The 17,742-nt window shown below is 72.0% G+C and carries 18 protein-coding genes; 7 read left to right on the top strand and 11 right to left on the bottom strand.

The features are described from left to right. Positions 1 to 127 precede the first annotated feature (127 nt). Together H958_RS38180 and H958_RS0117465 are read left to right on the top strand one after the other, a co-directional pair. Positions 128 to 517 (top strand): hypothetical protein, encoded by a 390-nt coding sequence (locus tag H958_RS38180; protein WP_051324436.1) that lies wholly within the window; start codon positions 128 to 130, stop codon positions 515 to 517. A 489-nt stretch (positions 518 to 1,006) separates the two neighbouring features. Next, positions 1,007 to 2,620 (top strand): glycoside hydrolase family 13 protein, encoded by a 1,614-nt coding sequence (locus H958_RS0117465; RefSeq protein WP_028059613.1) that lies wholly within the window; start codon positions 1,007 to 1,009, stop codon positions 2,618 to 2,620. A 3-nt stretch (positions 2,621 to 2,623) separates the two neighbouring features. Here H958_RS0117465 and H958_RS0117460 read toward each other — a convergent pair whose 3' ends face one another. Genes H958_RS0117460 through H958_RS0117445 form a run of 4 tightly spaced genes read right to left on the bottom strand, consistent with a single transcriptional unit; the run spans position 2,624 to position 6,133 of the window. Next, positions 2,624 to 3,862: an alpha/beta hydrolase family protein gene (locus tag H958_RS0117460; protein WP_028059612.1), complete on the bottom strand. Its 1,239-nt coding sequence runs from the start codon at positions 3,860 to 3,862 to the stop codon at positions 2,624 to 2,626. 32 nt (positions 3,863 to 3,894) lie between these two features. Beyond that, positions 3,895 to 4,800, bottom strand: coding sequence for a M28 family metallopeptidase (locus tag H958_RS0117455; RefSeq protein ID WP_028059611.1), 906 nt, complete (start codon positions 4,798 to 4,800; stop codon positions 3,895 to 3,897). Further along, entirely contained in the window at positions 4,797 to 5,525 is a 729-nt protein-coding gene (locus H958_RS38175; RefSeq protein WP_051324435.1) for a class I SAM-dependent methyltransferase, read from the bottom strand. Before H958_RS38175 ends, H958_RS0117455 begins: the two co-directional genes overlap by 4 nt. Continuing rightward, positions 5,522 to 6,133, bottom strand: coding sequence for a C40 family peptidase (locus H958_RS0117445; protein WP_028059610.1), 612 nt, complete (start codon positions 6,131 to 6,133; stop codon positions 5,522 to 5,524). The genes H958_RS38175 and H958_RS0117445 overlap by 4 nt, the downstream gene beginning before the upstream one ends. Before the next feature lie 24 nt (positions 6,134 to 6,157). Between H958_RS0117445 and H958_RS46375 the strand changes: the two genes are divergently transcribed. The 3 genes from H958_RS46375 (at position 6,158) to H958_RS43570 (ending at position 9,995) form a co-directional block, all read left to right on the top strand. Continuing rightward, entirely contained in the window at positions 6,158 to 6,340 is a 183-nt protein-coding gene (locus tag H958_RS46375) for a hypothetical protein (RefSeq protein WP_028059609.1), read from the top strand. A 149-nt stretch (positions 6,341 to 6,489) separates the two neighbouring features. Continuing rightward, on the top strand, positions 6,490 to 9,066 hold the full coding sequence (locus H958_RS47620) for a hypothetical protein (RefSeq protein ID WP_051324434.1): 2,577 nt from the start codon (positions 6,490 to 6,492) through the stop codon (positions 9,064 to 9,066). A 74-nt stretch (positions 9,067 to 9,140) separates the two neighbouring features. Beyond that, on the top strand, positions 9,141 to 9,995 hold the full coding sequence (locus tag H958_RS43570) for a TlpA family protein disulfide reductase (protein ID WP_196807409.1): 855 nt from the start codon (positions 9,141 to 9,143) through the stop codon (positions 9,993 to 9,995). Here H958_RS43570 and H958_RS0117425 read toward each other — a convergent pair. The 5 genes from H958_RS0117425 to H958_RS0117400 all read right to left on the bottom strand — a co-directional run bounded on the left by H958_RS0117425 (position 9,987) and on the right by H958_RS0117400 (position 11,906). Further along, entirely contained in the window at positions 9,987 to 10,526 is a 540-nt protein-coding gene (locus H958_RS0117425; protein WP_028059608.1) for a cysteine hydrolase family protein, read from the bottom strand. The genes H958_RS43570 and H958_RS0117425 overlap by 9 nt on opposite strands. A gap of 9 nt (positions 10,527 to 10,535) precedes the next feature. Next, positions 10,536 to 10,895, bottom strand: coding sequence for a hypothetical protein (locus H958_RS46370; RefSeq protein WP_156028039.1), 360 nt, complete (start codon positions 10,893 to 10,895; stop codon positions 10,536 to 10,538). Between the two features lie 124 nt (positions 10,896 to 11,019). Next, a complete protein-coding gene (locus tag H958_RS48735; RefSeq protein WP_255325428.1) occupies positions 11,020 to 11,145 on the bottom strand; it encodes a hypothetical protein in 126 nt (41 codons plus the stop codon). A gap of 55 nt (positions 11,146 to 11,200) precedes the next feature. Continuing rightward, positions 11,201 to 11,482: a hypothetical protein gene (locus H958_RS0117405; protein WP_028059607.1), complete on the bottom strand. Its 282-nt coding sequence runs from the start codon at positions 11,480 to 11,482 to the stop codon at positions 11,201 to 11,203. 10 nt (positions 11,483 to 11,492) lie between these two features. After that, the gene (locus H958_RS0117400) at positions 11,493 to 11,906 is read right to left on the bottom strand and encodes a GNAT family N-acetyltransferase (RefSeq protein WP_028059606.1); all 414 of its coding nucleotides are present in this window, start codon (positions 11,904 to 11,906) and stop codon (positions 11,493 to 11,495) included. Between the two features lie 160 nt (positions 11,907 to 12,066). Between H958_RS0117400 and H958_RS38160 the strand changes: the two genes are divergently transcribed. Continuing rightward, positions 12,067 to 14,634, top strand: coding sequence for a CocE/NonD family hydrolase (locus tag H958_RS38160; RefSeq protein WP_051324432.1), 2,568 nt, complete (start codon positions 12,067 to 12,069; stop codon positions 14,632 to 14,634). A gap of 40 nt (positions 14,635 to 14,674) precedes the next feature. Here the strand turns inward: H958_RS38160 and H958_RS0117390 are convergent, their stop codons facing one another. Further along, positions 14,675 to 15,064 carry a VOC family protein gene (locus tag H958_RS0117390; RefSeq protein ID WP_028059605.1) on the bottom strand — a complete coding sequence of 130 codons (390 nt, stop codon included), beginning with the start codon at positions 15,062 to 15,064 and terminating at the stop codon, positions 14,675 to 14,677. After that, positions 15,061 to 15,339 carry an ArsR/SmtB family transcription factor gene (locus H958_RS0117385; protein WP_028059604.1) on the bottom strand — a complete coding sequence of 93 codons (279 nt, stop codon included), beginning with the start codon at positions 15,337 to 15,339 and terminating at the stop codon, positions 15,061 to 15,063. The genes H958_RS0117390 and H958_RS0117385 overlap by 4 nt, the downstream gene beginning before the upstream one ends. A 336-nt stretch (positions 15,340 to 15,675) precedes the next feature. On the opposite strand from H958_RS0117385, the gene H958_RS0117380 reads away from it, so the two are divergent. Beyond that, entirely contained in the window at positions 15,676 to 17,595 is a 1,920-nt protein-coding gene (locus H958_RS0117380; protein ID WP_028059603.1) for an elongation factor G, read from the top strand. The last annotated feature ends 147 nt before the right edge of the window (positions 17,596 to 17,742 follow it).

Genomic DNA, 17,742 nt, shown 5'->3' with positions numbered 1-17,742 from the left:
CCAGCGCGCCCGGCGCTCGCTGCGCCACACTGCCCTGAGGCCCTTCTCCTTGGTGCCGCCGGTACTCACGATGGAAAGCTTCAGCAATGGTGGATAGGGATCGGTAAGGCGCCGGTTAAGCCTCCGGATGACGTCGAAACTGCTCAAGGCGGGTGCGCTCGGCGCCGTTGTGTCCGGCGTCCCGTCGACTGCGTGGACGCTCGCGCGCGGCGAGTCGCCGCTCGACGGCGCCCGAGCCGCAGGCGCGATCGCGCTCCCGCACGAAAAGCGCACGCTCGTCCTGCTCGCCGCGGCGGCGCCCGTCCATGTGGCGCTCTCGTTCGGCTGGGCCGCGGTACTCGCCACGCTCCCGCGCCGCGGTCCGGGCTGGGGGCTGCTGGCAGGACTCGGCATCGCCGCCCTGGACCTCGGCGTGATCGGCCGCCGCATCCCCGCGATCCGCGAGCTCCCGCAGGGCCGCCAGTGGGCCGATCACGCGGCCTACGGCCTGAGCGTGGGGTGGATGCTCTCGCGCTGAGCGCGGGGGCCGCGGCCGGCCGCCCCCGAGCCGCGGTCCGGCGACCGGTCCTGCCGCGCCGGTGTCCACATCTCAGGGCCCGTTCGCGCGGCCCGCGGTCCTGTCCTCATGGGACCGGGGTCGCCGGTCGACCCGAGCCGCGTGCCAGGCGCGAACGCCGCCCGCGGTCGACGCGCCGAAGGGAGTGGGTCAGGTCGCCTGCGCGCGATCGGCAGCGGTGATCGTTTCGCGGGCGGCGGGGGAGGGCGACGAAGCTTCGAATATAAGGTTCGTAGGGCACCCCCTCGCGCTCGTGTGCGGCGTGGTCGTTCGTGCGCGATCGGGCCGAGCGATTGGTCGTTCGCGACCGTCAGGCCGGCACGCGAGATGGACCCGCATCCCTTACCCGCGCAATTCGCCGATCCCGCCGGGGCGCTCGCGCCTCCCCGCGCCATCGCGGGCGACCGGTGCCCGGACCCTGACACCACGCCCGTGTCGCATACTGAGCGAATGTCGAGCCAGTGGTGGAAGCCCGCAGTCGTCTATCAGATCTATCCACGCAGCTTCGCGGACTCGGACGGCGACGGGATCGGGGACCTCGGCGGCATCGTGCAGCGGCTCGACTACCTGCAGCAGCTCGGCGTCGACGTGCTGTGGCTCTCGCCGATCTACCCCTCGCCGCAGGACGACAACGGCTACGACATCAGCGACTACCAGGACGTCGATCCGACGTTCGGGTCGCTGAACGACTTCGACGCGCTGCTCGCCGGCGTGCACGAGCGCGGGATGAAGCTCGTGATGGACCTCGTGGTCAACCACACCTCCGACGAGCACCCCTGGTTCGAGGAGTCGCGCGCGTCCAAGGACAGCCCGAAGCGCGACTGGTACTGGTGGCGCGCGGAGCCGAACGACTGGCGCTCGTTCTTCTCCGGCTCCGCCTGGGAGGCCGACCAGGCGACGCGCGAGTTCTACCTGCACCTGTTCTCGGTCAAGCAGCCGGACCTCAACTGGGAGAATCCGGCGGTCCGCGAAGCCATCTACGCGATGATGCGCTTGTGGCTCGACCGCGGGGTCGATGGCTTCCGCATGGACGTCATCAACCTCATCTCCAAGCCGCCCGGGCTGCCCGACGGCGACTCCGCGGCGCTCAACAACTGCGGCCCGCGCATCCACGAGTTCCTGCAGGAGATGCACCGCGAGGTGTTCGCCGGCCGCGACGCGCAGCTGCTCACGGTGGGGGAGATGCCGGGCGTGACCGTCGAGGAGGCGACGCTGTTCACCGATCCGGCGCGTGCCGAGATCGACATGGTGTTCCAGTTCGAGCACGTCCAGCTCGACCAGAACGGCCGCAAGTGGGACCTGCGCGCGCTCGACCTGCGCGAGTTGAAGGCGGTCATGAACCGCTGGCAGCTCGGGCTCGCCGAGCGCGGCTGGAACAGCCTGTACTGGAACAACCACGACCAGCCGCGCGCCGTCTCACGCTTCGGCGACGACTCGCCTGAGCACCGTGTTCGCTCGGCCAAGGCGCTTGCCACCGTCCTGCACCTGCAGCGCGGAACGCCGTACGTCTACCAGGGCGAGGAGCTCGGGATGACGAACGCGCCGTTCGCCTCGATCGAGGACTTCCGCGACATCGAGTCCCTCAACCACTACGCCGAGGCGATCGCCGCGGGTGAGGATCCCGGCCGCGTCCTCACCGCACTGCGCACCAAGGGCCGCGACAACGCGCGCACCCCGATGCAGTGGGACGCGTCCGAGCACGCGGGCTTCACGACCGGCGAGCCGTGGCTGGCGGTCAACCCGAACCACGCCGAGATCAACGCGCAGGCCGCCGTCGCGGACCCCGGCTCGGTCTTCCACCACTTCCGCGCGCTGATCGGGCTGCGGCACTCGCTCCCGGTCGTCGCCGACGGCGACTTCACGCCGCTGCTCGCCGACGACCCGCACGTGTACGCGTACACGCGCGCGCTCGACGGCACGGAACTCCTCGTGCTCGCGAACTGCTCGAGCGAGACGGTGATCGTCGAGCTCGACGCCCGCGGCGAGCCGCTGCTCTCCAACTACGACGACGATCCGCAGGACGGCACCCTGCGTGCGTGGGAGGCGCGCGTGCTCCGGCGCTGAGCCTCATGCGAGCTGTGCCGCCCGCAGCACGGCCCAGGCCAGCTCCGGATGGTGGATGTCGTTGTGCGCCCCGCCCCGGCCCCGGCGGCACCGGATCACGTCGTCGCCGTCGAGGTTGAACACCTTGCCGGGCGCGAACGGGTAGTCGTGTCCGGCGGGCTCCAGGCGGAGGCCGACCGCCTCGCAGCACTGAGCGCCGTCGAAGCCCATCGGCGCCCAGCGGTAGCGCGCGTCGAGGGGCCGGCCGCCGTCATGCCCGAGCATCGACGCCCGCGCGTAGTCGTGGCCGACCGCGAGGTCGTGGACGGAGTGCGTCACGAGGATCGGCCCGTCGACGCGCTGCCGGAGCCCGGCGAGCCCGCCGGCGCGGTCGGGGGCGAACGGCAGCGACTCGGCGAACGCGAAGTGCGAGAACGTGGCCTGCATCAGCGTCATGGACTGCACCGGCCGGCGCTCCAGGCCGCGCAGCGCGAACGCGATCACCTGGGCGCCCGCGGAGTGGCCGACCAGGTGCACGCGCGGGGCGCCGGGCTGCTCGAGCAGGCGCGTGAGCGCCGGCGCCAGGCCCTCCACGGCGATCACGCGCGCCCGCTTCTTCATCTGGTAGTACGACGTCAGCCGCAGCGCGTGCTCTGCTCCCGCCCACAGACGCTTGAAACCGTTGCCGTGCCCCCGGGAATCGAGCGCCGCGACCGCGTCGAAGGCCTCGTGGGCGGGACGCTCGAGGAGCGCCGCCTTGCCGTCGTCCTCGGGCTCGAGCGGCGGGCCCTCGGCCAGCAGCGAGAGCAGACCTTGGAAGCGCTCCAGCGCGATGTGATCCTCGGGCTGCAGCCGCAGCAGCGCCAGCGCGGTGTCGGCCGCGCCCTGCTGCACGGGATCGGCGAAGAGCGCGTGCAACGCCTGTTGCATGGCCACGGGCGCGGAGGCGCGGTCGTCCCGCTCCGGCTGGTCGCCGGGCCACTGCATCGACGGCCAGGACACCACGGCGACGCCGACCGGTCGCGAGACGCCGGCGCAACTGGCGACCGCGGCGAACTGCTCGATGAAGCGGTTCTCGAACGCTCGCGCCATGGCGCGGTCGTTGTTGCGGCAATGCGAGAAGACCAGCAGGTCGGCGATCTCTCCGCGCGCCGCCGCCCGGGCCAGCGCGGTCGCGCCGTCGTGGCCGCGCCGTCGGCCGTCGGCGTCGAAGTGCAGCTCCCAGACCGGCAGACCGCCCAACTGGACGCTAGCTTGCGTCACGCGGGGACGCTAGCCGCCGCCCTCCCGACGTGTCAAGGCGCGCTGACCGCCGCCTGGGACCGCTCGAGCCGTGTGACGAGCTCCAGGACGCTCTCGCCGACCGCGTCGATCGCGTCGCGGGAGAGCATCCCGAGCCCGTCTTCGAGCGTGTGGCCTGGGTAGCTCCAGTCGATCAGGTCGATCGCCGGCACCCCCGCCTGGAGGAACGGCGTGTGGTCGTCGACGATCGCCGTGCCCGTCTCGTCGGGGAACACGCGCAGCTTGCCGGCGGCGCCGGCGGCGGCCCGGAGCTCGTTCCACAGCTCGACGTCCGACGTGCCCTCACGCGGGAGCCGGAGCCCGCGGTTGCCGACGTAGTCGAGCAGGATCATCTGCGCGGTCCGGCCGGGGTTGGCCTTCACGTATGCGCGCGAGCCGCGCAGGCCGCTGTGGGCGAAGTCGGGGTCGTCCTCCGGCAGGCCGCTCGGCGGCTCCTCGCCGTCGAAGAGCACGAAGGTGACCTCGCGCGCGCTCGCCGGCCGCTTGAGCTTCGCGAGTGCGCGGGCCAGCTCGACGACGATCGCGCTCCCCGCCGCGCCGTTGTTGGCGCCGACGAAGCCCTTCGGCTTGACGAGCGTGTCGTAGTGCGCACCGACGACGATCCCCGGCCGCCGGCCGGGGAGCCGCGCGACGACGTTGCGCAGCCCGCGCTGGCCCGGGACCGGCTCGAAGCGGCCGCCCGGCATGCGCCTGCGCAGCTCGGCGGCGACGCGGCGCAGCTGCGGCGAGCCGGCGGGCCGCTGGCCGGCGGCGACCTGGAGCTCGATCAGCTTCCACGCCGCCGCCTCGTCGAACCGGGCAGGGGCGGGAGCGGACGCACGCTTGGCGGGCGACGGCGAGGGCGAGGAGCCGCATGCGGCCAGCAGCAGGGCCATCGCGACGATCGGCAGGCGCCTCATCGGCGGGCGTAGACGAACAGCTCGGTGACGTAGCGCAGCTCGACGGGCTCCCGCGCCAGCGCGCGCACGCGCGCGCCGGCCGCGTCGCGCTCGGGTTGCGGCAGCGCCGCCATGAAGCTGACCGAGAGCACGCGGTCGGCGACGCCGTCGGCGTCGAGGCGCTGGACGTTCTCGAGCTCGTGCTCGGCGACGGGCACGAACGGCGCCTCGGCGGTGAACACCGCGCGCCACTCCTCGCGGCCGTGCTCGGGCGAGTCCTTGCGGTGCGGGGCCATGATCGCCTCGAGCGCCCGCTGGATCGGCTGGCGCTTGTCGCGCCGGTTCCAGATCAGCCCGAGCCGTCCCTCCGGCGCCAGCACGCGGGCGAACTCGTCCAGCGCGGCCGCCGTCGAGAACCAGTGGAAGGCCTGGCCGGCGACGACGGCGTCGACCGAGCCGTCCTGGAGGGGTAGCGCGTCGGCGCTGGCGCCGTGGATCTCGGCGTCCGGCGCCAAGCGCCGCAGCGTCTCGCGCATCGCCGCCGCCGGCTCCACCGCGACGACCGAGACCCCGCGGGCGAGCAGCGGGCGCGTGAGCTTGCCGGTCCCGGCGCCCACGTCGAGCACGCGGGCCGGGCGGCCGAGCTCCTCCAGCAGCCGGTCGATAGCGGCGTCGGGGTAGTCGGGCCGGCCGCGCTCGTAGCGCTCGCCGGAGGTGTCGAAGCCGCGGGCCGCCTCGTGCGTCATCGGACCGGGATCTCCCCGCCGAGCACGAACGGATCGGCGAGCTCGATCTCGTCCCCGCTCCAGAACTTGCCGGGGTCGTACCAGCTCGGCGGCCGGCGGCCCGGCAGCAGTCCCATCTGCTGGTAGGTGGCGGCGACGAGCTCCGCGCAGTAGATCGTCTCCTTCGAGGAGGAGCGGCGGAAGCGCCCGTTGACCCACTGGCCGATCAGTCCCGGCGTGGTGGGGAACGGCTTGCCGTCGAAGCGGTTGATGACCTCCATCAGCCGGTCCTCGTGGGCGCGCGTGACAGCCGCGCCCTCGAGCCGCCGCACCCAGGCACGCTGGCCGTAGCGCTCGTCCCACGTCCGGACCGCGTCGCGCAGCACGTGCAGCTGGACGCCCCGCTGGCGCTCGCCGGTCCAGACGTCGGGCAGCGAGCGCCCGAGCTCCGCGTGCCACAGCAGCGGCTGCATGTCGTCGAGTGCGACGACCATCCCGACGTGATTGACCGGGCTGTTGGTCATGGTCTGGATCGCCCGGTCGGCGAGCGTGCGCCCGCGGAACAGCCAGATGTCGCCGGTCGCGGCGGTGGCGACGGCTTCGTAGAGGGCGAGCGCGGTCTGGTTCACGGACGGATAAGGTACGCGGCGCTCATGAAGGCGCGTTGGAAGCTCCTCGGACTGGCCGGCGCCGCCGGCGTGGCCGCCACCGGCGCGATCGTGGCGCGCCAGCGCCGCGAGAGCGAGGAGTACACGCCGGAGGAGCTGCGCGACAAGCTCCGCAGCCGCCTGGCGGAGGCCGAGACCCCGGTCGCCGGCGAGCCGTCGCCGTCCTGACTGTCGCATAGCGCCGCGCACGATCTCGACAGCTGGCGGATGAGACCCCCCGTGGCCCGACGTAGGGTTGCCGCGAGGGTCTGTACTCCACGGAGAGGGGTGTCTTGATTCGCCTTCGTACTGCGCTCGCCGCGCTCGGCGCCGCAGCCATGCTGCTACCCGCCGCGGCGGCGGCCGACGTGACGCCGGTGCCGACGCCGGCACCGCTGGATCCCCAGCACTGGCAGGACCAGCAGACGATGACCTGGAACGACTACAAGCCGATTCCGGGGCACAACTGGGCGACGGACGGCGATCAGCCGTCCGCGCGCAAGGTCACGATCGCGCTCGTCGCGTTCGACTTCCCGGATCAGCCGTTCGTGATCACGGAGCCGAAGGGGTCGGACCCGTTCGGCAACCCGCAGATCAACCCGATCGCGCGGGCCGACGTGCCGAACTTCTACAAGGACTTCTTCAACACCCCGAGCCCGCTCAACCACTACCAGACCATCAACGGCTACTGGATGGAGCAGAGCGGCGGCAAGATCGGCATCACCGACGTCAAGACCTACGGGCCGTACCGGATGCCGAAGAAGCTCTCGCAGTACGGGCTCAATGACATCGGCCAGAACCACGGCACGACCGGCAACGGCTGCCCGGGCGCGACGACGGTCGCGGGCGCGAACACGAACGCCACGACGGTCGCGGTCGCCGACTCGAGCGTCTTCTACGTCGGCGACGTGATCACGTTCGGCACCGGCACCACGACGCGCACGATCACGGCGATCCCGGATGCCACGCACGTCGTGATCTCCGGCGCGGTCACGGCCGCCGACGGCAGCGCCGTCCAGGACTGCCTCAACACGAACTTCAACCGCGACGCGCAGACCGTCTGGCAGAACGAGTCGGGCTGCAACCCGTCGACCAACTGCGGTCAGACGATCCACCTGTTCGTCTACGCCGGCTACGACGAGACGTCGGTGTGGCAGGAGTTCGGCGAGATGATGTTCCAGAACAAGGAGGACATCCCGCGCGAGACGTGGGGCAACCCCAACCCGGCCAAGCCGAACTGGGTCATCAGCCGCTACGTCGACTGGACGTCGTGGTTCGCCGGCGAGCAGCAGTGGGGCGAGTCCTCGATCCGCCAGGGCGAGAGCTCGGGCACGATCACGCACGAGATCAGCCACAACATCTTCTCGGTCGGCGACAACAACAACAACCCGTACGTGACGCCGTATCACCGCGTCGGTTCGGGGACGTGGGACATGATGGACCGCGGGTCGTTCAACGGCCCGGGTGGTCCGCACAATCGCTGGGAGGTGCCGGCGCAGTACGGCGCGTCGATGGGTGCTGAGCACACGTTGCGCTCGAAGATCGGGATGGGATTCGTCGATCCCAAGAACGTGTTGCGGCTCAACCGCAACGGCCTGGCGCAGTCCGGCCTGGCGGTGACCGACGTGATCGCCCGCGCGGTCAACACCGATCCCAAGGACGTCAACTCCTCGGTGCGGGCGGGCGTGCAGGTCAACCTCGACGGGGCGGCGCCGGTCGACCACGAGCCGGCGTGCGACGTCAACACCAACCCGACATGCGACGGCGGCGGCCCGAACGGAGCGTGGACGAACTACACGCTCGAGACGGTGCAGCGCATCGGCTACGGCTCGTTCGAGCCCGACAACGGCGTGCTGATCGCCAAGAACAAGAAGTGGGATCCGGGCGTGCGCGGCACCGAGGGCTCCCAGTGCGGCTACAACTGCTTCACCTGGGTGATCGACGCGCACCCGGAGGACATGAACATGGTCGACTACCTGAAGCCTGACGGCACGCCCGTCATGCGGACGATCGCCGACTACCGCCAGCTCAACGACGCGCTGTTCCACGCGGGCACCAACTCGGGCTCCAAGGACGAGTACGTCGACGAGGCCAACGGGCTGCACTTCTACGTGATCGACACCTACAAGGACGCCAAGGGCCTGTTGCACTACAAGCTCGGCATACAGAACCCGGCCGGCGCCGGCCCGCAGACGCGCGGCGTGGCGGTCGCCGACGCGCCCGCCCAGACGCTCTCGAGCACGTACACCAACTGCGAGTTCTCGCTGACCAACACCGGCGCCGACACGCCGACCGACCCGGCGCTGCACCCGCAGGACGAGACCGCGTCGTTCGACAGCGACATCTACCGCCTCTCCGCCTCGGCCTCCGGGTCGGGCTGGACGGCGGCGCTGCAGAACGAGCTCGCCACCGCGAAGTTCGGCGAGTCGGTCACGGTGCCCGTGTACGTGACGCGTGACGCCGCCGCCGCGCCGAACGCAACGGTCACGCTGACGGCCAAGTCGGTCTCCGACGAGACCAAGACGGCGACGGCGACGTGCTCGCTGGCCGCGCCGTCGACGCCGGTCTCCGGCACGGTGCCGCCGACGCTGTCGCTCACGCTGGGCGCCCCGGCCTCGTTCGGCGCGTTCACGCCCGGCGTGGCGGGCGACTACACGGCTCAGACGAGCGCGAACGTGGTCTCGACCGCGGGCGACGCGACGCTGACCGTCGGCGATCCCGGTCACCTGAGCAACGGGTCGTTCTCGCTGCCCGAGCCGCTGCAGGTGCAGACGACGCCGTCCTCGTGGACGGGGCCGATCTCCAACGGGCCGGTCGACATCACGTTCAAGCAGCACATCGGCGCCAACGACGCGCTACGGACGGGGACGTACTCGAAGACCGTGACGTTCACGCTCTCGACGACGAGCCCGTAGGAGTGCGGCCGGCGGTCCTCCTCTGCGCGGCGGCGCTGCTCGCGGGCTGTGGGTCCGCGGCGGCGCCACCGCCGGTGAAGATCACGCTGGCCGTGGAGGACGCGTCGCTGCGCAAGCCGGGGAGCGCCTGCTCAGGGTCGGGCGGATACGTCTACGTCCGCCCGGGGGCGGCCTATGAGATCGTCGCGGGCGGCCAGGTGCTCGCTCGCGGCGTGCTCCCGCCCGGCGTGGCGGAGCGGCGCGGCGCGAAGGCGATCCAGGGCGCGGCGGTCGAGCCGACGACGTGCGCCGTCACGTTCTCGGCCCGGCTGCCGGAGCGCGATCGCTACACGCTGCGGCTGGACCGCGGCGCGCAGCTGTCGTTCGGGCGCGGCGCGAGCGTGCGGCTGCGCGCGACGGGGGCGACCGGCGGGCCGGCGGTCGCGGCGCCGGCGTCCTCGCCCGTCACGGGCTCCTCGCCGGGTCTGCCCGGTCCGGTTCCCGCGGGCGCGCGGATCGCGCCGGAGGACACGTCGGCGCCGCGCGCCCCCGCGTTCTCGGCGACGCTGCTCGACGGCACGCGCGTCTCGGGCGCGCAGCTGTGGGCCACGCGCCCCGTCGTCGTGGCATTCACCGCGTCGTGGTGCGCGCGCTGCCCGGCGCAGCAGCCGATGCTCAACGCGCTCGCGAAGAAGTACGGCGGCCTCGTCGTGTTCGTCGGCGTCGCGCAGGAGGACAAGCCGGCCGACCTGAAGCGCTACACCGCCGAGCACGAGGTCCCGTACGCGACCGGGATCGACACGACCGGCGCCTCTTGGCGCAACTACGCCGTCACCGAGCCGCCGACACTCGCCGTGATCGGCAAGGGCGGCCGCCTGCTGCGCGGCTGGAGCGTCGACGTCGACCAGGCGACGCTCGACGGCGTGCTCAGCGGCCTGGCCTCACGCTAGATCGCGGCTGCCGGCCAGCGTCGCGTAACCGTCGGCGAGCGCGGCCATGAACGCGCCGTGGACCGAGAGGCCGGGGATGTCCATGCCCTCGTAGGAGAGGTCGGGCGCGGCGCAGGCGTCGTGGACGACGGTGGCCGTGAAGCCGAGGTCGACGGCGGCCCGGACGGTCGCGTCGACGCACATGCTGCTCATCATCCCCGCGACGACGAGCGAGTCGATGCCCGACTCGCGCAGCGTCGCCTCCAGCCCCGTGCCGATGAACCCGTTCGGCTCGGCCTTCTCGATCACGCGCTCGCCGTCGGCGGGTGCGACGAGCGGGTGGATCTCGATGCCGTCGGTTCCCGGGCGCATGAACGCCGCGTCCGGCGCGTCCCAGACGTGCTTGAGGTGGACGACCGGCTCGCCGCTCGCGCGGAACGCGTCGAGCACACGGCGTGCGGCCTCCGCCGCCGCCTCGGGGGCGACGAGCGGATACGCGCCCCCGGGGAAGTAGTCGCGCTGGATGTCGATGATCAGCAGTCCCCGGGGCATGGATCCAACCTACTCCGTGCGCGCGAGCATCTCCAGGGACGCCTGCCACAGCCGTTCGGCGGCCTCGGGATCGCGCGCGTGGGGGGCGACGCCGCCGTCCATGCCGTCGACGTGCGGCTCGCGCTCGTTGACGTCCTCGAAGTAGCGGCCGCCGACCCGGCGACGAGCGGGTAAGGGAATGGGTCGGTTTGCCTGCGCGGTCGCGAGGCCGCGTGACCGATCGGGGCGGGCGGGGGGAGGGGGTGCACGACGAACCTTCGAATAGTTCGAAGGTTCGTAGGCCACCCCCTGGGCTCGCGCGCGGCGATGATCGCTTGCGCGCGACGTTGTCGTGTCGGTGATCGAGCGTGATCGGCAGAGAGACCACATCCGTTACCCGTGCACTTCGCCGAGCCCGCGGCGAACTGCAGCTCCAGCCCTCGAGCAGCGCGAGCAGGCCGGGCGGATGCTCGGCCTGCTGATGGCCGGGCTACGCCCCCAGGCGACGCACCGATCAGCGGCCGTCGTCGTCCGGCACCATCAGCCGGCGAAGGCGCGGAAGCGCGAGGCCGCCGACGATCAGGAGCAGGGCTCCTGAGGTCACGGCGTAGTCCCAGTTGCGTGCGAGGTTGCGGCTCATGCCGCGTAGCCAAGCGCGCGCGCCTTGGAGCCTCCTTGGCGAAACGCTGGGACGCTCAGCGGCCGGGGCTCGGCGAGGTGCGCCAGTGCCCCGGGATGTCGGGGTGCTCGACGAACACGATGTGGTCGTCGGTTCCGGATGCGGCGATCGCGTCGAAGACGCGCGTCAGCGCCTGCTCGCGGTCGCGCGCGTCGAGCACGACCTCGAACTCCCCGACGTCGTCGGGCTCGGTCACCTGCGCGCCCGCGAGCGCTCTGGCGAGCTCCTCGCGCGCCTGCTCGTCGCGCGATCCCTGTCCGTAGTGCAGCAGCAACAGCCCAACGCGTTCCTCGGCCATGCCGGGCAGGCTAGTGCGGGAGGGGCTTGACCAGCCGCCCGGAGCAGTGCGCGAAGCCCGCCGAGCGCAGGAAGCGGCGGCCGCCCGGCAGCGCCGCGCCGGCCTCGAGCTCCGAGCATCCGCGGCCGCTCGCGACCGCCTCGGCGGCGGCGAGCAGGATGCGCCCGGCGCCCTGGCGGCGCCGCGGCTCGCTGACGATCAGCGCCTCGAGCCGTCCGGTCGTGCCCGGCTCCAGCGCCAACGCGGCGAGCCCCACGAGCTCGTCGCCCGCGGTCATCGCGATCACCTGCGCGTCGTCGGCGCGGCTCGCGCGCTCGAGCCCGACGCGCAGCGCGGACGGGTCGACGCGGTAGCCCAGCTCGGCGAGCAGGCGGCTGGTCGCGGGAGCGTCGTCGGATCGGGCAGGGCGCAGGGTGAACCTCATCCCGCCGTCTGACGATGCCGGACGCACCTTGCGACAACCCTGGCGGAAGCTTGGGGGCGCCAGGTGTCGAAAGCGGACGCGTGGATTTCACTCGACGGTCGGACGGATTTCCCGGTGGCGAGGAGTAGCGTCGGGGCCGGTCTACTGAGGGGGGACTCAGATGCAGGGACGCAGGCTCCTGGTCGCGGCCGCCGCCGCCGCGACCGTACTGGCATGCGCGCCGAGCGCGCACGCGCAGATCGTGGTCTCGAACGGCGAGACGCAACCGGCCTTCGGCTACGCGGATGCCATCCGCGACCGCGTGTGGGTCGACACCGACTACGACAGCGACTCCGACGGCGCGCTCGACAAGATCGCCGTCGACATCATCCGGCCGGCGGCGACCGCCGACGGGCTCAAGGCGCCGGTGATCATGGACGCCAGCCCGTACTACTCGACGCTCGGGCGCGGCAACGAGTCGCAGCTCAAGAAGGACGATGCGAACGGCCTGCTCTCGCAGTGGCCGCTCTTCCTGGACAACTACTTCGTCCCGCGCGGGTACGCGATCGCTCTGGTCGACATGACCGGCACCAACCACTCGACCGGCTGCCCGACGGTCCAGGGACCGACGGACAACGCCGCGGCCGCCGAGGTGATCGACTGGTTCAAGGGCCGCCGCACGGCGCACGACAAGAACGGCAACCTCGTTCCCGCGCCCGCGTGGTTCAACGGCAAGACCGGCATGATCGGCAAGTCCTACGACGGCGCGCTGGCCGCGGCCACAGCCGTCACCGGGGTCGCCGGGCTGACGACGATCGTGGCCGAGTCAGGCCCGTACGACTACTACGACTACACGCGCTCCAACGGCGTCATCCAGCGCGCCAACCACTACGTCTCGAGCCTTGCGAGCACCGTGACCGACGCCGATCGGCGCGACTACTGCAAGCCGGTGCGCGACGCGATCGACGCCGCCGACGGCGATGCCACCGCCGACTTCACGTCGCCGTTCTGGACCGACCGCAACTACGTCGACGAGGCGTCCAAGGTCCGCGCGAGCGTCTTCCTCACCCACGGCATGGGCGACGAGAACGTGCGCTTCGACCACTTCAGCCGCTTCTGGTACGCGCTGTCGGACCTCGGAGTGCCGCGCAAGGCCTGGCTGATGCAGACCGGCCACGTCGACCCGTTCGACAACAACCGCGCCGCGTGGGTGCGCACGGTGCACCACTGGTTCGACTACTGGCTGCAGGGCGTGCAGAACGGGATCATGGACGAGCCGCAGGTGAGCGTCGAGACGGCCCCGGGCCACTTCGACGACGCCGCGAGCTGGCCGGTTCCGGGGTCGACGCCCACGCAGCTGTTCCTCCAGCCGGGCGCCGCGCTCGGGCTCGCTCCGGCCGCCGGCGCCGAGCAGACGACGACCTTCCAGGACAGCGCCGCGCAGCGCGAGACGGCGATGCTGGCCAACGAGACGACGGTGACGCCGAACCGGCGCGTGTTCCTGACGCCGCCGCTGACGGCACCGCTGCGGATCTCGGGCACGCCGGTCGTGCAGCTGGACGCCTCGGCCGACAAGACCTCGACGCACCTCGGCGCGATCCTGGTCGACTACGGCGCGGCGTTCCCGCGCGTCTCGCGCACCTCCGACGGCGTGCAGACGCTCGCGACCTCCGACTGCTGGGGTGAGAGCAGCCCGGCCGACAACGCGTGCTACAAGGACGTCGGCGAGCGGATCGACATCACGTCGACCGCCTGGCGGGTGACCAAGGGCGTGCTCGACGCGGGCCACCGCACGTCGCGCCTGGAGACGACGCCGATCGTCGCCGGCCGGCGCTACCCGTTCAGCTTCCCGCTGCTGCCGGACGACTACACGTTCCCGGCCGGGCACCGGATCGGCGTCGTGATCGTCGGCAGCTACCGCGACTACGGCACGACCGCGTCCACCACCGCGGCGAACATCACGCTGTCGCTGCAGAACAGCCGCATCGTGCTGCCGATCGTCGGCGGCGGCGCGGCCGTCGCGGCGGCGGGAGTCGCGGGCGGCGAGCCGACGACCACGACACTGGCCGACGGCGGCGACACGCTGACGGCGACGGTCGCGGGGACGAGCGCGGCGCTGGCCGCGCAGCCGCTCCCGGCGGACCTGATGGGCGAGGCGCTGCGCAGCGCCGACTTCGCCGGCTTCACGAAGCTCGGCGTGCCGACCGGCGCGGTGCAGTTCAAGGACGGCGGCCGCCCGCTCGGCGCTCCGGTGCCGCTGGTGGGCGGCGTCGCGACGCTCCCGACGCCGCCGCTGGGCGGCGGCTCGCACCTGATCACGGCCGCGTATGTGGGCGAGGGCGCCTATGCGCGCAGCGAGAGCGCGGGGGTGAGCCACCTCGTGCCGGTGACGGCGGCGGTCGGCGGTGCCGTGCCGGCCACGCTGGCGCTGACGCTCGGCGCGCCCGCATCGTTCGGCGCGTTCGCGCCGGGCACGGCGGGCGACTACGGCGCGGCGACGACGGCCACGGTCGTCTCGACCGCGGGTGACGCGACGCTGAGCGTCTCGGATCCGGGCCACCTGACCAACGGCGCGTTCTCGCTGCCGGATCCGCTCCAGGTGACGCTGTCGAAGTCCTCCTGGACGGCGCCGGTGTCCAACGCCGTCGTCGACGTCGCGTTCAAGCAGCACATCAACGCCAACGACGCGCTGCGGACCGGCAGCTACTCGAAGACGCTGACCTTCACGCTGTCGACGACGACGCCGTAGCCGAGGTCGGGCGCCGGCCTGCGGGCCGGCGCCCCGCCTTTCAGCCCGCCTGGGCCGCGATCTGGATCAGGTTCCCGCACGTGTCGTCGAGCACCGCCGTGGTGACGGGGCCCATGGCGGTCGGCTCCTGCGTGAAGGCGACGCCGAGCGCGCGCAGGCGCTCGAACTCGGCCCGCACGTCCTCGACGGCGAAGGAGGTGAACGGGATGCCGTCGCTCACCAGCGCGGCCTTGAACGGCCTCGCGGCGGGGTGCTCGTCCGGCTCGAGCAGGAGCTCGGTGCCGTCCGGGTCCTCGGGCGAGACGACGGTCAGCCAGCGGTGCTCCCCGAGCGGGATCTCCGTCTTCTTCTCGAAGCCCAGCACCTCGGTGTAGAAGCGCAGCGCCTTGTCCTGGTCGTCGACCAGCACGCTCGCCAGATTGATCCTCATCTCGCCTCCCGCTGGGGCCACCGCTCGGCGATCTGCGCGAGCGGGGCCGTGTTGACGTGGTGGTACTTGAACCGTCCTTGCCGGCGCGCCTCGACGAGCCCGGCGGACTCCAGCACGTCGAGGTGCTGGGAGATCGCCTGGCGCGACGAGCCGAGCCCGTGCTTCATCGCCAGCCGCGAGCAGATCTCGAACAGCGTCTGCCCGTCCCGCTCGCACAGCTCGTCCAGGATCGTCCTGCGCGTGTGGTCGGCCAGGGCCTTGAAGAGATCGCCCAACGAGGAAGACCATAGGCAAGTGAACACTTGCCTGTCAAGTCACCGTGTAGGGTCGCGCGCCCCCCTCGCTGCGGCCGCCCCAATCGATCACGCGGCCTCGCGAACCGGGCAGGCGAACTGATCCACTCTCTCACCAGCGCAGTTCCCGGCGCGAAGCGGAGACCGCGCGACGAAATGACGGCGCCGGCCGAGAACCGCGGATTCGAACCCGTCGCGGCTTCTCCACAACCGGGATCCCCGCCTACGCTGGACACCGTCGTCCCGGAGCCGCGAAGGAGACCCTCATGGCCGCAGCACTCATGTCCATCAACAGCGAAAGGTGTTCGGAGGAAATGAGTGCGTACGCTGAACCTGGGAATCCTGGCGCATGTCGACGCCGGTAAGACCAGCCTGACCGAGCGGCTGCTCCACGCCGCCGGCGTCATCGACGAGATCGGAAGCGTCGATGACGGGAGCACGCAGACCGATTCGCTCGCGCTGGAGCGCCGGCGCGGGATCACGATCAAGTCCGCCGTCGTGTCGTTCGTCGTCGGCGACGTCGTGGTCAACCTGATCGACACGCCTGGCCATCCCGACTTCATCGCGGAGGTCGAGCGCGTGCTGAACGTGCTCGACGGCGCGGTGCTGGTGATCTCGGCCGTCGAGGGCGTGCAGTCGCAGACCCGCGTGCTGATGCGGACGCTCCAGCGCCTCGGGATCCCCACGCTCGTGTTCGTGAACAAGATCGACCGGCGCGGGGCGCGCGACGGCGCGGTCCTGCGCGACATCTCCGCCAAGCTGACGCCGGCGATCGTCCCGATGGGCTCGGTGCGCACGCCAGGGACGCGCGCCGCCGCGTACGTGCCCGGCGTCATGGCCGAGGCGGTCGACGTGCTCGCCGACCACGACGACGAGCTCCTCGCCGCCTACCTCGAGGACGAGATCTCGCACCTGCGCCTGCACGGCGAGCTGGCGGTCCAGACCAAGGCCGGGCTCGTGCATCCCATCTTCTTCGGCTCCGCGATCACGGGCGCCGGAGTGGACGAGCTGATCGCCGGCGTGCGCGACCTGCTGCCCGCCGCCGAGGGCGACGCGAACGGGCCCGTCTCGGGCACCGTGTTCAAGGTCGAGCGCGGTGCGGCGGGGGAACGGATCGCCTACGTCCGCCTGCGCTCGGGCACGTTGCATACGCGCGACCGGCTGCCGCAGGGCAAGCTCACGGCGATCAGGGTCTTCGACCGCGGCGCGGCCGTGTCGAGCGACCGCGTCGCCGCGGGCCGGATCGCGCAGCTGTGGGGCCTGAACGACGTCCGGATCGGCGACGCGATCGGCGAGGGCATCGCTGATGACGCCCATCACTTCGCCCCGCCGACGCTCGAGACGGTCGTCGAGCCGGTCCGCCCGGAGGACCGCGGCGCGCTCCACGGAGCGCTGACGCAGCTGGCCGAGCAGGACCCGCTGATCGACCTGCGGTTCGGCGAGGAGATCCACGTCTCGCTCTACGGCGAGGTCCAGAAGGAGGTGATCCAGGCCACGCTCGCGACCGGCTTCGGCGTCGATGTGCGGTTCCGCGAGACCACCACGCTCTGCATCGAGCGTCCCGCGGGCAGCGGCGAGGCGGTCGAGGTGGGGGAGCAGCAGGGCAACCCGTTCCTCGCGACCGTCGGCCTGCGCGTGGACCCGGCTCCCGCCGGCAGCGGCGTCGCCTTCCGCCTGGAGGTCGAGCTGGGCTCGATGCCGTCCGCGTTCTTTCGCGCCGTCGAGGAGACGGTCGCGCAGACGCTGGGCCAGGGACTCTACGGATGGCAGGTCACCGACTGCCTCGTCACCATGACCCACTCCGGCTACTGGCCGCGCCAGAGCCATTCGCACGCCACCTTCGACAAGAGCATGTCGAGCACGGCCGGCGACTTCCGCGGCCTCACGCCGCTGGTATTGATGCGCGCGCTCGCGCGGGCCGGGACAACCGTCCACGAGCCGCTGCACCGGTTCCGGCTCGAGCTGCCCGCGGACACGCTCGGGGCCGTCCTGCCCGCGCTCGCGCGGCTGCGCGCGGTGCCTCAGCTCACCGGCGCCTCGGGCGTGCTGGAGGGAACGATCCCGGCCGCGCAGGTCCACCGGCTCCAGCAGGAGCTTCCGGGGCTGACGCGAGGCGAGGGCGTGCTCGAGTCGGGGTTCTCCCATCACACGCCCGTCCAGGGCCCGTTCCCGCTTCGCGCGCGCACCCGGCCCGACGCGCTCGACCGCGAGGACTACCTGATGCGCGTCACGCGCTAGCGACGATCGTGCCTGCCAGGTCGCACATCGGGCCCTCGATCGGTCATGCCTTCAGTGAGTTGCTTGGAAGGACTATGCGATGACTGGGCGACGAGTCGCCCTGGGCGCCGACGGCCTGCATCCTCTGCGAGTGCAACTGCGCCGTGG

It is taken from the genome of Candidatus Solirubrobacter pratensis (assembly GCF_000425945.1).
Classification (GTDB): domain Bacteria; phylum Actinomycetota; class Thermoleophilia; order Solirubrobacterales; family Solirubrobacteraceae; genus Solirubrobacter; species Solirubrobacter pratensis.
Note: the sequence above shows the minus strand (reverse complement) of the source record. Positions and strands in the feature narration are given on the sequence as shown.

Excerpts from the sequence above, each read along its gene's own strand:
- H958_RS38180 (WP_051324436.1), top strand. The coding sequence starts at position 128 with ATGACGTCGAAACTGCTCAAGGCGGGTGCGCTCGGCGCCGTTGTGTCC.
- H958_RS0117465 (WP_028059613.1), top strand. The coding sequence starts at position 1,007 with ATGTCGAGCCAGTGGTGGAAGCCCGCAGTCGTCTATCAGATCTATCCA.
- H958_RS0117455 (WP_028059611.1), bottom strand. The coding sequence starts at position 4,800 with ATGAGGCGCCTGCCGATCGTCGCGATGGCCCTGCTGCTGGCCGCATGC.
- H958_RS38175 (WP_051324435.1), bottom strand. The coding sequence starts at position 5,525 with ATGACGCACGAGGCGGCCCGCGGCTTCGACACCTCCGGCGAGCGCTAC.
- H958_RS46375 (WP_028059609.1), top strand. The coding sequence starts at position 6,158 with ATGAAGGCGCGTTGGAAGCTCCTCGGACTGGCCGGCGCCGCCGGCGTG.
- H958_RS47620 (WP_051324434.1), top strand. The coding sequence starts at position 6,490 with ATGCTGCTACCCGCCGCGGCGGCGGCCGACGTGACGCCGGTGCCGACG.
- H958_RS0117425 (WP_028059608.1), bottom strand. The coding sequence starts at position 10,526 with ATGCCCCGGGGACTGCTGATCATCGACATCCAGCGCGACTACTTCCCC.
- H958_RS46370 (WP_156028039.1), bottom strand. The coding sequence starts at position 10,895 with ATGTGGTCTCTCTGCCGATCACGCTCGATCACCGACACGACAACGTCG.
- H958_RS48735 (WP_255325428.1), bottom strand. The coding sequence starts at position 11,145 with ATGAGCCGCAACCTCGCACGCAACTGGGACTACGCCGTGACCTCAGGA.
- H958_RS0117405 (WP_028059607.1), bottom strand. The coding sequence starts at position 11,482 with ATGGCCGAGGAACGCGTTGGGCTGTTGCTGCTGCACTACGGACAGGGA.
- H958_RS0117400 (WP_028059606.1), bottom strand. The coding sequence starts at position 11,906 with ATGAGGTTCACCCTGCGCCCTGCCCGATCCGACGACGCTCCCGCGACC.
- H958_RS38160 (WP_051324432.1), top strand. The coding sequence starts at position 12,067 with ATGCAGGGACGCAGGCTCCTGGTCGCGGCCGCCGCCGCCGCGACCGTA.
- H958_RS0117390 (WP_028059605.1), bottom strand. The coding sequence starts at position 15,064 with ATGAGGATCAATCTGGCGAGCGTGCTGGTCGACGACCAGGACAAGGCG.